Origin of the sequence: Micromonospora sp. CNB394, from assembly GCF_000374985.1 — a bacterium.
Taxonomy (GTDB): domain Bacteria; phylum Actinomycetota; class Actinomycetes; order Mycobacteriales; family Micromonosporaceae; genus Micromonospora; species Micromonospora marina.
Map to the genome: position 1 here is coordinate 21,624 of NZ_KB895867.1, position 13,358 is coordinate 34,981.

General features: G+C 68.9%; 15 protein-coding genes and 1 pseudogene. 12 read left to right on the plus strand and 4 right to left on the minus strand.

Annotated elements, in window-relative coordinates:
- The first annotated feature begins 10 nt into the window (after positions 1–10).
- From C569_RS0127400 to C569_RS0127425, 6 genes are all read left to right on the plus strand, one after another.
- Positions 11–2,209 carry a hypothetical protein gene (locus C569_RS0127400; RefSeq protein WP_018788919.1) on the plus strand — a complete coding sequence of 733 codons (2,199 nt, stop codon included), beginning with the start codon at positions 11–13 and terminating at the stop codon, positions 2,207–2,209.
- A complete protein-coding gene (locus C569_RS0127405) occupies positions 2,202–3,161 on the plus strand; it encodes a MoxR family ATPase (protein WP_018788920.1) in 960 nt (319 codons plus the stop codon). Before C569_RS0127400 ends, C569_RS0127405 begins: the two co-directional genes overlap by 8 nt.
- Positions 3,158–5,746 (plus strand): SAV_2336 N-terminal domain-related protein, encoded by a 2,589-nt coding sequence (locus C569_RS34595; RefSeq protein WP_231394915.1) that lies wholly within the window; start codon positions 3,158–3,160, stop codon positions 5,744–5,746. Before C569_RS0127405 ends, C569_RS34595 begins: the two co-directional genes overlap by 4 nt.
- A 365-nt stretch (positions 5,747–6,111) precedes the next feature.
- Positions 6,112–6,312 (plus strand): hypothetical protein, encoded by a 201-nt coding sequence (locus C569_RS0127415; protein WP_018788921.1) that lies wholly within the window; start codon positions 6,112–6,114, stop codon positions 6,310–6,312.
- 393 nt (positions 6,313–6,705) lie between these two features.
- Entirely contained in the window at positions 6,706–6,888 is a 183-nt protein-coding gene (locus C569_RS34600) for a hypothetical protein (RefSeq protein WP_155945639.1), read from the plus strand.
- A 104-nt stretch (positions 6,889–6,992) separates the two neighbouring features.
- Positions 6,993–7,796 (plus strand): hypothetical protein, encoded by an 804-nt coding sequence (locus C569_RS0127425; protein WP_018788923.1) that lies wholly within the window; start codon positions 6,993–6,995, stop codon positions 7,794–7,796.
- An 89-nt stretch (positions 7,797–7,885) separates the two neighbouring features.
- Here C569_RS0127425 and C569_RS0127430 read toward each other — a convergent pair whose 3' ends face one another.
- Positions 7,886–8,500: a tyrosine-type recombinase/integrase gene (locus tag C569_RS0127430; RefSeq protein WP_369754127.1), complete on the minus strand. Its 615-nt coding sequence runs from the start codon at positions 8,498–8,500 to the stop codon at positions 7,886–7,888.
- Between C569_RS0127430 and C569_RS0127435 the strand changes: the two genes are divergently transcribed.
- Positions 8,478–8,669: a hypothetical protein gene (locus tag C569_RS0127435; protein ID WP_018788924.1), complete on the plus strand. Its 192-nt coding sequence runs from the start codon at positions 8,478–8,480 to the stop codon at positions 8,667–8,669. The two genes, C569_RS0127430 and C569_RS0127435, sit on opposite strands and share 23 nt — an antisense overlap.
- 173 nt (positions 8,670–8,842) lie before the next feature.
- On the opposite strand, the gene C569_RS0127445 is transcribed toward C569_RS0127435, so the two are convergent.
- Both C569_RS0127445 and C569_RS31255 read right to left on the minus strand, forming a co-directional pair.
- The gene (locus tag C569_RS0127445; protein ID WP_018788926.1) at positions 8,843–9,220 is read right to left on the minus strand and encodes a hypothetical protein; all 378 of its coding nucleotides are present in this window, start codon (positions 9,218–9,220) and stop codon (positions 8,843–8,845) included.
- A gap of 426 nt (positions 9,221–9,646) precedes the next feature.
- A complete protein-coding gene (locus tag C569_RS31255; RefSeq protein ID WP_155945640.1) occupies positions 9,647–9,871 on the minus strand; it encodes a hypothetical protein in 225 nt (74 codons plus the stop codon).
- A 226-nt stretch (positions 9,872–10,097) separates the two neighbouring features.
- On the opposite strand from C569_RS31255, the gene C569_RS0127455 reads away from it, so the two are divergent.
- The 3 genes from C569_RS0127455 to C569_RS0127465 are packed head-to-tail and all read left to right on the plus strand — an operon-like array spanning position 10,098 to position 11,839.
- Complete coding sequence (locus tag C569_RS0127455) at positions 10,098–10,757, plus strand: hypothetical protein (protein WP_026268721.1); 660 nt, start codon at positions 10,098–10,100, stop codon at positions 10,755–10,757.
- Positions 10,754–11,071 carry a hypothetical protein gene (locus C569_RS0127460; protein WP_018788929.1) on the plus strand — a complete coding sequence of 106 codons (318 nt, stop codon included), beginning with the start codon at positions 10,754–10,756 and terminating at the stop codon, positions 11,069–11,071. The genes C569_RS0127455 and C569_RS0127460 overlap by 4 nt, the downstream gene beginning before the upstream one ends.
- Positions 11,072–11,089: 18 nt before the next feature.
- The gene (locus C569_RS0127465; protein ID WP_231394916.1) at positions 11,090–11,839 is read left to right on the plus strand and encodes a hypothetical protein; all 750 of its coding nucleotides are present in this window, start codon (positions 11,090–11,092) and stop codon (positions 11,837–11,839) included.
- Positions 11,840–11,950: 111 nt separating this feature from the next.
- Here the strand turns inward: C569_RS0127465 and C569_RS0127470 are convergent, their stop codons facing one another.
- The gene (locus C569_RS0127470) at positions 11,951–12,583 is read right to left on the minus strand and encodes a hypothetical protein (protein WP_231394917.1); all 633 of its coding nucleotides are present in this window, start codon (positions 12,581–12,583) and stop codon (positions 11,951–11,953) included.
- Between the two features lie 64 nt (positions 12,584–12,647).
- On the opposite strand from C569_RS0127470, the gene C569_RS0127475 reads away from it, so the two are divergent.
- Both C569_RS0127475 and C569_RS33455 read left to right on the plus strand, forming a co-directional pair.
- The gene (locus tag C569_RS0127475; protein ID WP_018788932.1) at positions 12,648–12,905 is read left to right on the plus strand and encodes a hypothetical protein; all 258 of its coding nucleotides are present in this window, start codon (positions 12,648–12,650) and stop codon (positions 12,903–12,905) included.
- Between the two features lie 280 nt (positions 12,906–13,185).
- Positions 13,186–13,358: pseudogene (locus C569_RS33455) on the plus strand (IS1380 family transposase); the annotation flags it as partial.

Consider the following 13,358-nt stretch of genomic DNA (forward strand, 5'->3'; position numbering starts at 1 on the left):
CGTTCCTGAGATGACCGGGGTGGATCCGGCGAAGGTGTCGGTCCTGGCGGTCGGCGTCGAGCGGTACGCCGACGACGTGCTGCCCGCCCTTCCCGGCACCGCAGCGCAGGCCATGCGGTTCGCCAGGTGGGCACTTGCCCAAGAGGTCCCGGCCGAGCGGATCCGGGTCGCCGTGTCATGGGTGCCCGGCCGGTGCCCGCGTAAGCCGCGCGGAGTTCAGCTCATCGAGGCCACTCACGACAAGCTGCAGAAGGCGGTGGAGGACCTCGCGACCCTGGACGGCGAGCTGCTCCTGCTCTTCTGGTGCGGGCACGGCCTCGTCAGCGACGATCGGCGGGTGCTGTTTAGCGCGGACGCCGGCCGTCAGCACCTGCGGGGCCTGGATGCCGGTGACCTGCTGTCCTACCTGCGATCCAAACATCTGCGTGGCAGCTTCACCCGGCAGGTGGTCCTGATCGACGCGTGCGCCAACCAGGTTGAGCAGCTCGATTCGCCGGAAGAACTCCGTGAGCTCGTGCAACCCGGTCTGTTCCCGAAAGGGCCGAGCCGGCTCGGAGTGCGCCAACAAGTGCTCTTCTCCGCTGCTCAAGGGCAGGCCGCCAAGTACGAGGCGGTTTCGGCGACAACCCGTTTCGGCAGGATCGTCCTGGACTGGCTCGGCAGGCACGACCTAACGCTGAACTTCGAGGCGCTGCGCACGCACGTCACCACCCAGCTCGACGGCTATCGGGACAGAGGCAAGCTCCGGCAGCGGCCGGTTTCGCTCTGGTATCGGTCCGGAGACGGAGACGAGGACCATATTTCGTACGGAGGAATTCCGGTGTCTCCCGCTGTGCAGAGAGGGCTGCGTGACACCGGGCTCACCGTCGCGCAGGCGTGGCGGGTCGCGTACGCGCTGGCTGATGGGGTTTTCGGTGCCTCCGAGGAAGGCAGGCGGCGTCTGCTCGGCCTGTTCGGCGTGAATGCCGATGCCGACCGGGCCTCCGTGCTCACCGCAGCGGTGCGACACGTCGCGGACGGGCACGGCGACGCCACGCTGCAAGCCCTGATCAGGTCGGCGACGGACGACGGCGAGCGGCTGAGCGCGTACGAGGTGCTGCGCATCCTGCGCCGGCAGCACTGGATCGCCACCCCGCTCAGGACGTTCCCCGCGATCCGGGGTGAGCAGGTGCGGGCGGCCTACTACCGCAGCGTACCGCCCGGCGACGTCGGTGACGCGCCCCAGGACGTCGATGAGGCTCTCGACCGTGCGGCCGCATACGGCGGTGAACCCGGCCGGACCGCTGTCCTGCATCATTTCGTCGCCGACGTGGAACACCTGAGCGGAGCGCGGGTCGAGGACTCGTGGTTCGAGCTCCCCGCCGACACTCTGCGCGGTCTGCGCGCCGAAGCCGCGTGGACGCCCACCGAGCCGGCCCGGCTGGTCGTCGACCTACGGAATCCCGGACGGCTGCTCCTCGGGCAGGAGTGGCCGTCCGCTGTGGACGGCCATCTGTTCGTGCCCGGCGCGGGCTGGCAGAAGACGACGGTGGAGACTTCCGGTACGACCGACGGCGCACGCGAGGCGATCCAGGAGCTGCGGGATTGGGCATACCAAAGGGGCCTTGTCCGTTTCACCGTCGGTTTGATCCTCACCCGCCGCCAGCTCGACGAGGTTCCCGAGTCCTGGGAGTTCGGCGACGAGCTGTACGCGCCCGAACCGCTCTGGACCGAGCAGCCGACCATCGTGCACAGCGCTGAACGGCTCGGCCACCAGCGCGCCATCAACGTGTGGCGCGAGCGGGCGACCGCGATCCGCGAACACGTGGCTGACCATCCGCCCGAGGTGTTCTGGATCCCGGACCAGGACCGGGCCGCGCCGAGCCGGATCCGAGAGGGAGTCCAGGCGGCGGGTCGCGGCTGTGTGGCGCTCGGGTTCGTCGCCGAAGCCTGCCCCGCGGAGCTGCGCCGCGATCCGATCATCGTGGCCGTCGCGGCGGGCGCGCCCTACCTGGTCTGGGTCGTCAGCGAACCATCCGACTGGGAGCACCTGAAACAGATCATAAAAGCGCTCTCCGGGCAGGGTGAGTTCGCCGGCCTGCCGGAGCGGCTGCATCAAGAACGCGGCGGACCCCAGCACGGTCTCCGGGTGATCTGGGACGAGCCGGAAGCTCTGCCACCGCTGGGACAACTGAAAGAACCTCAAACCGGAGGGCGACAAGGTGTCTGACTGGAAGCTTTACACCGGAGAAGCCGAGCCGCACGACATCACGCCGCCGGTCGCACCGCCGTGGCGCAGGTTCGAGGGCAAAGCCCCCGACAAGCTCGCGCCGATCATCACGGACCCCGTCGACGGCAAGGAGTTCCAGCCCTCTCCGGAGACCGTCGAGGCGGTCAATGCGGCACTGCACCTGCGCCGCCCGCTGCTGATCACCGGCAGGCCCGGCTCCGGCAAATCCTCGCTCATCGAGTCGGTGGCCCGGGAACTGCGGCTCGGGCCGGTGCTGCGCTGGCACGTCACGTCGCGCAGCACGCTGGCGGACGCGCTCTACCGGTACGACGCGATCGCCCGATTGCACGCCCACACCGGGGGCAGTGGAAAGCCGGAACCTAGGGAGTACCTGAGTCTCGGTCCACTCGGCACCGCGCTACTGCCCAGCAAACGGCCTCGGGCGCTGCTCATCGACGAGATCGACAAGGGTGACATCGATCTGCCGAACGACCTGCTCAACGTCTTCGAGCGCGGGATGTACGAAATTCCCGAGCTGACCCGGCTGGCGGGGAAGGGACGGCACAAGGTCGGGGTTTTCGGCAGCGACGACATCGTCGATCTGGACGGGAGCACGGTGCGCTGCGCCGAGTTCCCGTTCGTGGTGCTCACCAGCAACGGGGAACGCGACTTCCCGCCCGCCTTCCTGCGTCGCTGCATCCGGCACAGGATGCCTGACCCAACGCCTGGACAGCTCGCCGCGATCGTCGCAGCGCACCTCGGCAAGACCGACGCCGATCAGGCCGCGAGCCTGGTCAAGGACTTCGGCGAACGGTACGGACAGTCGGCGCTCGCCACCGACCAGCTACTCAACGCGGTCTACCTGATCACTCGGCAGTTACCGGAGGATAGTCCGGAACGCCGGCGCGTCGTCGATCTCGTCCTCAAACAGCTGATCAGCGACGTGCCGTGATCGAGGAACTGGTGGCGGCCCTGCGCGCGGAGGGCATCGACGTGGACTGGCGCGAGCTGGCCGACGTGTTGTGGCTCGCCCAGAAGCTGCCGCCGGTATCGGCGGAGGAGCCCGGTCCGTCGCCTCCTCGGCCGGCCGCGGCGCGACCGGCCCCCACCTCGGGCGCCTCCCGCCACCGGTCCGCCGAGCGGGAGGTTCGCGCGGCGGACGATCACGAGGAACGGCCGGCGCCGCAGACGCTACGGCGCGGCGCCGATGCGGACGACCGGACCGGCGTCCCGCTGGAACTGCCCCCGCTGCCGCCGGAACCGCACCCCGCCGGGCGCGAACTAGGACGGGCCCTGCGCGGTTTCGACAAGCGTCGGGAGGCGGCCACCGGGAAGCAGCTCGACGTGATCGCGACCGTGGACCGGTACTGCGACTCAGGTGTGCTCGCGCCGGTGTTCGTGCCGGTCCAGCAGGGCTGGTTCCATGAGGTGGCGCTCGTCGTCGATGGCACTCCGACGATGGCGGTGTGGCGGGACAGGATCGCGGGACTCGCGACGGAGCTGGAGCGGCATCACGCGTTCCAGCGGGTGGTGCGGTGGACGCTGAGCGCCGAATCCGGCACCGTGTGGCTGCGGTCTCGGGCGGGAACGCGGTACCGGCCGGAGGAGCTGGCGGCCCCGGCACGGCGGCTGGTGCTCATGGTGACCGACGGGGTGCACGCGCTGTGGCGAGGACCGGCGATCCGGTCGGCGCTCCGGGCCTGGGGCGCGGCCGCGCCGATGGCGATCGTGCACGTGCTGCCGCCTCGGTTGTGGGGAGCCACCGCCCTCGGCGACGTAGATGTGGGGGTGACGTCGGGAAGCAGAGGAGCGGCCAACAGCCGGTTCTGGGTGTCGGCACCATGGTGGTGGATGGCGGAGACCGCGCCGCGGCACGCGGTTCCGGTGGTGCCGTTCGAGGCGGCGGGCATTGCTCGGTGGGCGCGGATGCTGATGGCCGGGGACGGCGTGTGGCTACCCGCGGTGCTGGTCGAGGAGAACGCGGTCACCGACGTAAGCCCGCCGATCACTAGTCCCGCCGAGCAGGTCGCGTCGTTCGTGGCCACGGTGTCCACGGAGGCGGCGCGCCTGGCGGTGCTGATGTCGGCCATCGAGGTGACCCTGTCGTCGGCGAAGCTGGTGCGCGCCGAGCTGGTGCCGGAGGGCAGCTTGACGACGGTGGCCGAGCTGCTCGTCGGAGGAGTGCTGAACCGTTATCCGGACGACCGGTACGAGTTCCTGCCCGGGGTACGCGAGGTGCTGCAACGGAAGCTGACCACTACCGACGTGCTCGCGGTGTGGCGGGTGGTGGCACCGCACCTGGAACGGACGTCCGGGCGACCGGCGCCGTTCTCCCGGTTGCTCGGCCTGGTCGACAACGCGGACTCGGACGATCTCGAGGATCAGATCAGCCGGATCGCCTCAGGTCTCATCCAGCGCTTGGGTCTGCGGGTGGGCGAGGTGCCGATGCGATCGCCTCGCCCGAGGACTCCGGTGGCGCCGCGTGGACAGAACTTCTTCGTCGCGGTAGGGCCGGCTCGCGAGGTGCGTGAGAACTCGGGGATGCTGCGGCAACTCGCGACCTCTCTGATCAGGGATTGCCGGTTCGTCGTGTGGAGCCAGCCGGCCGCCGAAGAAATCGCTAATACCCTCCTGACTGCAACTGGCGGCGCCATTGTTGTCTATCTCAGGAATTCCGATGTCCCGCTTTCGATCCGGAGTGCGCTCGATGGGTCCGCCATGCCGGTATTGCTTATCGTCGATGGCGGCCAGCCTGGCGAGTGGCCTGAGGCGCGATGGGTCGGTGTCATCGAACGCAGTCGCCGCGCGGTAGAGCCGTGGATCGCGAGCCTCCTGCTGAGGCTGATGGGCCGGAGAGGGTACTGGCCTGGGGAAGATCCGATCACCGGCTCCGAGTTCATGGACGGACTCGACTACAGCGAGATGTCAGGTTCCGGCATCGGATGGGGATTTAGGGGAGGCGTCGTTCCCTTCCTCAACAATCCCGCGTATGTCCCTCCGGTGGTGGCCGAATCGGCTCCGACGATGCACGAGCCCGCACTCCCCATGTTCGTACTTCGAGCGGCCTCCGAAGTCGACGTGACCCTGCGCGGCCTGGCTCGAAACGGCTGGACCGTTCGGCAAGGCTTTGCACTGCCCAATTTGAGCTGGGACATACGATCCGCTCGGTTGGTACTTTACGGTTCTATTGCTGACATGGAGACCGCAAATTTGGTCGTCCTCGCCGCAGCGCGAGGCGCAGGTGTCGTCGCTCTCCCGGCCACACGGGAGATCACGGAGAGGCTCCTCGCCGACCTGAGCGGTTTCGGCCCGGTCCAGCAAGTCCCGGAGGCGAGCGTGCCGTCGGCCCTGAACCGTGACCAGCGCGCCCTGCTGGACCGCTTGGCCGACGGCGACACCATCGCCGCCGCGGCGGCCAGTGAGCACATCTCGCTGCGAACGGCGAACCGCCGGATCGCCGAAGCCCGAGAGCTGCTCGGTGCTCGCACCACCAGGGAGGCGGTCCTGGCCCATCTCCGGCAACAGAGGCCGGGCTGAGCCGGTGGTACCGGTGCCGCGAACCGGCATCGCGACCCCGCCCGGGCCATCTCCGTCGCCTATGCTGTGGGAGCCTCGCGCTGCCACTGCCCGGCAACCCCCTCACCGCGCTTGTCGACCACGTCGAGCCGACCAGCTCGAAACTGATCGTCGCACTCATCGCCATCCAAGCCTTGGCCAACCGCGACATGCGGCTGGATGTCTACCGCCCCAACTCGACGGCTTTCCCGATATTCGAGCAACCAACGCGCAGGGGCTGAACCCGCTGCAAGACAGGCTCACTTATGCCCTCGTGGGTTCGGGTTCCGCATGGCCTGGCTGCAAGAATCGGCGAACCCGCCGCCTTTCGCCGCTCTCGACAGAAGGTGCTCGCCGCCGAGACCGGATACCGGGGTGTCATCGGCCGCCTGGTCGGCGTCGGCGCCCCGGCGCCCACGCAGGCGGATCTGTCCACCAAGGAGAGCCGGCAGGCTTGGTTGCGGGCCGTCTGGGCCATCGGCGTCGTCGGCGCCAACTTCACGGTCGCGGCCGTCGCCGCGGTGGTCCTGTGCCGGAGGCGGCCCTGACCTGACTCATGACCGCCTCGGGCGGGCCGCCTGGCCCGCCCACACTAGAGCCCGGTGGGTGACGCGAATCACGTCGCCCACCGGGCTTCTTAACGCTCCTCCGCTTGCGGGACCGCCGATAGATCCAACTGACGGAGCGCGAAAGGCGTGCTCCCCCCACGGCGGGGAGGAGCCCATGGGTGAAAGAGACAAGAGGCCGCGGTGCAGCCGATCATGCAATCGCCAGCGTCTTGGCGGCGATCAGGCGCTGACGCTAGCCAGGATCACCGTGACGGTGGTGGACATCATCATCCGGCTGTTCTGGTGACGGTCGTTCAGCGCGCCGGGCACACCGGCGGCCCGGCGCGCTTACCTCCCTGCGTTAATGTCTGCCACACTCGAGGGTGTGAGTGGGTGAGCGACCCGTTCCGGACGGACGGAGACCTCATGGACGCCATGGACACCGCGACGCGCGAAGACGCTGCGGCCGGCGAGCGCGATCCCGGAGATCGCCGTCGTCGGCGCCGCCGGGCACGCGTGCCCGCGCTGCACGCCGATCACCGCCGACTGAGTCACCGAACCAGCGTTAATCTCTGATACGGTAAGGGGTGTTCGATGGTGGTTGTTTGGCCGCCCAGCACATACTCCACCATCCCTCGGAGCACCACGGGCCGCCGGCCCTCGCGCGACCCTGGAGCCCCATGAACCCGATCATCGACACCTACCGAGCACGCCTGGCCGAAGCGGCCGAGCGGGCCGGCCAGGGCCGTGCCACCGCCGGCCGGATCCTCGCCGGGGAGCTGCGCGCCGAACACCGCAAGGCCCTCGGTGTCCGCGACCGGCACGCCGCCGCGCTCCACGACCACCACGGCTGGTCGTGGACCCAGCTGTGCACCGAGATCCACGGCCGACCCAACAAGGTCGCCCAGGTCCGGGAGGCGATCGAGAAGGTCACCCCGCCGCGGCGGGTCAGCGCGAGCCGCGCCGAGACGGCTTTCCAGACCGCGCAGCTGGACGTGCGGGAACTGTGGGCCCTCTACAAGCAGGCCCGGGAGCTCGCGAACGAACCGGCTGTGGCCGCGAGCCCGGACGCGGACGTGCTGCTGGAACTGCCCGACGTGCCGATCGCCCGACTAGAGGCCACCGCCGGCCAGCTGGAGACCGCGAACCGGGAGTACGCCGACGCGGTGGAGGCCCGCAACCGCGCCGCCGCGGCGTTGACGAAGCACGCCGGCTGGTCGAACCGGCAGGCGGCGCAGCTAGCCGGCGGGGCAGTGCGGGACATCTACCCGCACCAGGCGTCGGCGCGTCGGGCGGAGGCCGATCCGGAGCTGGTGGCGGAGCGCGCTGGCGAGGTGCGGCGTCTGGCGGCGCTGCGCGCGGCTCTGACGCGGGCGCGGGACGCGACGATCCGGGAGCTGTCGGCCGGGATGGGGCCGGCGGAGCTGGCGCGGCTGGCGCGGCTCACCGACGAACGGGTGGTGCAGATCCGTTCGGCGGATTGAACCCGAGGGAGTGCCGCGCTGGGTTACCACCCTGCCCACCAAACAGCGGGGCCAGGCGGTGGGCGGGAGAGTGATCGGGGGCAACACGGTCAGGTCGTAGCGGCGGGCGGTCCGCGGTCGGCATGGTCGAGGAGGTCTTGGACCTCGTGCAGGGAGGCGCCGTCGGCGAGGGCGGCGGAATGGCGCAGGCTGTGCGGGGAGATGCGGTCGGCGTCGGCCAGCCTCACGTCTTGAGCGAGTCGGCGGACCTGGGCGAACACTCCCACCTGGGTGAGCCGGTTGCCGCTGCTGGCAGCGAAGAGCGGATCGCCGATCTTCTGCCGGGCCCGCTCCTCGTACGCTCCCGGCTCCATGCCGGTCGCGACACTCAGCCGCACCGTGTACAGCGTGATGCTCCTCTCGTTCTCCTGACGCTGGACGGGCACATGCTGATCGAGCAGTTGCTTCAGGACGGCGGGCACCGCCAGTTCACGCATCCTGCCGCCCTTGCCCCGGATGACCACGGTGGGGTGCCCAGCGTTGTGCCGCAGGTCGGAGAGGTTCAGGCCGGTGGCATCGGAGACCCTCAGGCCGAGGGTGGCCAGCATGGTCACCAGCAGCCGGTTGCGCTCGGCGATGCGCCACAGCGGAGAATAGCAACCCCAATAGCGGACGGCAGCGTCAGCGGACCGTAGGTTTGCGGTGCACCAGCACGCCGGCCTGATGCTGCGCCACCCTGACGGCTATCGGCACAGCACCGCCGGTGACGTCGCCATGTTTGTGGTCCTGGACCGGTCCACGGTCAGCGAGCACCTGGCCGCGCTGACCCGCTCCGACGTGATCGCCCGGGTCAACACCGACGGCCGGGAGGTCGGCTACCGGCCATCCCGATGATGACGACCTGGGTGCAGACCGGGCAGGTGTGTCGGCGGGCCGGGCGGCGAGGGCCACTCGGCCCGCCGGCAGAGCTCTTTGCTACTCGTCCTCCGGCCAGTCCACCGGCTGGGTGTGCAGCAGCAGCACCGCGTCGCGTTCGAGCGGCCAGAGCGGCCAGTTCTGCGGGATCGTCACCGGATCGGCAGGCTACCGTTGCCGTACCACCCGTCGAACGGGTGCGAGTCGACTCTCAGGCCGTGCATGTCGGCGTAGAGCATCAGCGACTCTGGGATGCCGTTCTCGTACGGATGGGTCAGGAGGAACGCGCTGCGGGCGTCGTGCTGGACCCAAATCTGGGTGTGGTCCATTCCGACGGAGTTGCAGGCGGCGAAGGTGCAGACGTCCATGCGGTAGAGCCCGTGGACGCACTCCTGAGCCGGGCCGCGGTACAGCATCACTTGGTGCTGGAACGCCCAGTCCCGTGCTCGTTCGACCGTGGCCGGTCCGCCGTAGACCGTGAAGTCGTCGCTGCCCGGGGGCACGAGCGACCAGTTACCGGATCCCAGCATGGAGCCTTCTGCGGTGCGTTGCTTCACGGGGCCTCCCTCGTCGGCGTCGATTGCGGAGCCTAACGCAGCGAGCCAACCACGCCCCGTTACGACGCTGCGCTCGGCCGGCCGGCCGGACGTAAGGCCCGAGCGGCGGCACGATCTTCGGCATGTCCACGATGGGGATCGCCGCTGCCGCGCCCCCTGCCTTGCCTCTCGCCCGGGTGACGATATGGCTGACGTCGCCGGCGCCGCCCGGGCAGCGGCCGGCCGCCGGGCCGTCCGGTCGCACGCCGCCGCGCGGATGCTCGCCAACCTGATGGACGCCCGTGCCGGCCCGGCGGCGGGTCCTCGCCGTGCTGGACCGCGATGACCTGGTGGCTGTACTGGCGGCGCTGTGTTCGAGTGCCTCGGCGGGGCGTTGCAGCTCCAGCAGCGCCCACCCCGTCAGGTGGCTGGCAAGGCCTCGTGGTGAGTGTCCTCGAGTTGGCGGGCTGAGGTTTGTGCTTGGCGGAACATCGTCAACGCTTCCTCAAGGCGACGCAGGCGCGGGCACGCGAGGCCGGCGCCGTAGAGTGTGGCCTGTCCGTGGGCTTTGCCGAGGCTGTCGAGCAGGAACGGTTCGGCTTCGTGTGGTGCAACGGCCAACCTCAACCGCATACGGGCATCCACCGCCGCTCCCTCCCTCTACCGGCGTCGCCGACGGCACACACACTGCCAACCCCTGCGATCAGCATCAGCTCCAGGCGCGGCGAATCTTCGGCCGTCGGGGCAGACTGCCTCAGCACCAACCGAGCAACCCACCCCCCATAGGGCCTCGCGTTTCCCGTACGGTGTCCTCTGCGCCGTAACGAGCAAATCACCGTATGCGTTGGCCATGTCGCGGGGGCTGAGACTGATGTTCGAAGACAAAGGCGACCTTCGGCTGCCCTTGGCACACCTCGACTTCCTCGGCAACGACGACACGCTGCGAACGAACGCCGCACACGCTGTCGACCAGTTCGCTTCCCGGTCCACGCCGAGGCTCCACTCCGGCCAGGACCGCACAGCGTCCGTGAGCCTGCTCCTCACCAGATCCGGACAGGTCCAGGACGTGACGATCAGCCGCGACTGGCGACGCCAGGCCGGCGTGACCGGTATCGGGGAGGCGGTCTACGAGGCGTATACCCGCGCGCTGGGAAGCCTCCTCGAAGCCACCGCGCTAGAGGAGTTGCAGCGAGACCAACCCGCCCCCGCACGACCAGCACAACCGCCGGCCACCAGCACGGAGCCCGACCTCGACGAGGACCTCTGGCTGCAGCGCACTTGGGGCGCCCTGCACCACATCGACGCCGAACTCGCCCGGCTGACCCATGCATCGGAGCAGCCCGAGCAAGGGACGATCTCCAGTCCGCACGGCTGCCTGAGGCTTCACCTACGCGGCACGGGCATCACGGCGATCACCGCGGACTCCGCGGGCGTCGCCCGCATGGACACCGAGCAACTACGGTTCGAGACCCGATCACTCTTCCGGGCCTACGAGCTCGCCCGCCCCGGCGAGGCGGAGGCGCGGCGATGAAGGACCTGGAAGTCATCACCGACGCGCTGCGCGACGAGGGCAAGAAGTGGCTGGCGATGTCCGACAGCATCGCGGAGGTCAAGACAGCCGCCGAACAGCTGCACCTTGAGCCGTCTGCCTTCTTCATCGGCGACGCGAGCGTGGTCCTGCACGCCGTCTCCTACCGGGACTTCCACACGTTCATGGTGCGGATCCTCAACGGCGCCGTCACGGAGTTCGATCAGATCGGTGCGGCGCTGCGACGCATCGCCGACGAGTACGACCGGGCCGACGAGGTCATCTCCCTGGATCTCGACAAGATCTACCGCGCATGACGATGGAAGGCAGTGCAGGTGCAGCCCGCAAGCAGCGACCTTGAGTACGGTGAGCCGTTTAACAAGGCGTTCGACCAGATCCGCTCCGGCATCGACCGAGCCGTCGGCTCCTTTAACGACATCGTGGAACGAGTCAACGAGCACAGGTGGCTTCTCGGACCCGCCGGGCTGTGGTGGATCAAGCAGAACCTCGACGCCACCCGCCGTGCCATGAACACGGTGCTCGACCAGGTCGACCACGCGCTGGAACGCCAGGTGCCGGTGCTGTCGCTGATCAACGTCAGCTTCCGATGGGTCAACGACGTCAAGACTCCCGTCTCCGAGTTGTCGTTCACCGCCACCGAGCCGCGCAGCGACAACATCGCCAAGTGGAGCGGTGACGCGGCGATCGCCTACAACGCCAAGGCCACCAAGCAGAAAGCCGCGATCGACGAGTCGGTGCTGAAGGCCGAGTTCATCAGCCAATGGCTGTTCAAGATCGCCCGCTCGAACGTCGATTACGCCGTCGAGCTGGCCAAGATCGTCACCGGACTCGCCGGCAAGTTGGCGCAGGCCGCCACCGAGGCCAGCACCGTCATCGACATCCCCTGGGCCATCTCCACCCTCGCCAAGTCGGTCGGTGACCTCGTCACCGCCGGCCTCAACACCCTGCTCACCGTCGGGCAGCGCTTCATGGACGCCCTGGGCAACATCCGGGACATCGCCACCCAGGTCGGTGACTACTCGAAGCTGCCCGGAAGCCAGTGGCCGCAAGCCGTTCGGGACTGACCCAGCACAAGGCGCCCCTCTCCAGAGGCCACAGCGTGCGCTACCCGGCAAGCGTGGGTGTCCCACCCCAAATCGGAAAGGCAGTGGCCCGGGGCGACGAGTCAAGGCCTCTCAGGCCGTCGGCACCGCCGCCTGCGTGGCCCGCAGGATCGTCAACGACTTCTCCGCCAACACAGAGTTCGCAACGTAAGATTCGCCGCCGACGGCGAGCCAGACCTTCACCACCAGGTTGCCGGTACGCGCGTGCACCAGGTACTCGGCGTACTTGAACCCCGGTGATGACCGCTTGGTGAAAGCCTCCGCCTCCTCCCCCACGCCCGGCACCGCTCCGGCGGGCGTCATCCCCGTAGCCCGCCGCGTCCCGCGATACAGCTGCCGCGCCTCGTCCGCCGTCGGGAGCGTCGACGCCTCGACCCGAAGATTCGCCTGGTAGCCAGCCTTCGTTCGCATCTCGAACAGGCAGGCGGCACCGGGCCGAGCCAGCGGCGGCCGCGGATCTTCGCGCGTCACCTCGGGCGCCAGGTCCGCCACGACCTTCACATCCGTCCTCGCGCACAGGTCCAGCCCATCCGCGGTGTACGCCGGTTCGGCAGGTGCTGTCGGGCTGGCCGTGACGCCGTTAGCCGAGACAGATGGCGGGGTAGGCGCCGCGATTGGACCATCATCGGCGTTGTGACAGCCAGCCACCGCCACGGCGAGCAGGACGGCAGCGGCGACGGCCGGGAGACGGACCGAGGTAGGCACGACCCGAACATACCCGCTGTCACCGAACGCGACTGTCCGTGCAAGCGACGACTAGGGTTCACGTATGGCCGCCCGTGAGACACCAGAGCACATAGCCCGCACGAGAACGGTCACCGCCGAAGCGGTCCTCGGCGGCCCTGTCGACTTGCGCGTCTACCCGTACCGGCTTCTCACCGTCCTGTCGCATCGTGGAGTGGGCGGTGACCAGGTCACGCAGGCCGTCGCCGCTGCGGAGGTGCTGGAACGATTCGGCTGGGAACTGATCACAATCTCCGAGTTCGCGAGCAGCAGGATGGTCTACGCAATCATGCGCCGACGGTGACGCCAGACCCTCCGTGACTACCGCGAGAGCGACTCCTGGGCGATGGCCCACAGAATGACAATTATGGGTGCGACCCTAGCGTCCGCAGGGGGTTCGACCTGCGACAGCAGTTCAGGGACGCCGTTGCCCTATCCGTGAGTTGCGAGCGCGCAGGGCCTAGCCTCGGCCCTTCGTTAAGGGCTGTCCAAGGAGTGGACCGGAAACGAGGAAGTGCCTTCTGATCAGGGAAAATCGGACTTGCTGAGGGTCCGATGTTCCTGTCACGGAAGGCACTTGCTGGATGAAGGCTACCGCAATACGTCCGAAGATCATGGTGACCGGAGACGGGCGGGGCATCGTCGGGCACGCTGGTGCCCGGCTGCTCGCTGATCTGGCTGATGCGACCGGCCTGACCAGCGCGTTCAGCCACGCCCTTGCGGGTCTGCGGCAGCGGCAGCGCGGGCACGACCCGGG

Coding starts and splice junctions, on each gene's coding strand:
- C569_RS0127460 (WP_018788929.1), top strand. CDS start 10,754: ATGAAGGACCTGGAAGTCATCACCGACGCGCTGCGCGACGAGGGCAAG.
- C569_RS0127445 (WP_018788926.1), bottom strand. CDS start 9,220: ATGCTGGGATCCGGTAACTGGTCGCTCGTGCCCCCGGGCAGCGACGAC.
- C569_RS0127475 (WP_018788932.1), top strand. CDS start 12,648: ATGGCCGCCCGTGAGACACCAGAGCACATAGCCCGCACGAGAACGGTC.
- C569_RS0127425 (WP_018788923.1), top strand. CDS start 6,993: ATGAACCCGATCATCGACACCTACCGAGCACGCCTGGCCGAAGCGGCC.
- C569_RS0127455 (WP_026268721.1), top strand. CDS start 10,098: ATGTTCGAAGACAAAGGCGACCTTCGGCTGCCCTTGGCACACCTCGAC.
- C569_RS0127400 (WP_018788919.1), top strand. CDS start 11: ATGACCGGGGTGGATCCGGCGAAGGTGTCGGTCCTGGCGGTCGGCGTC.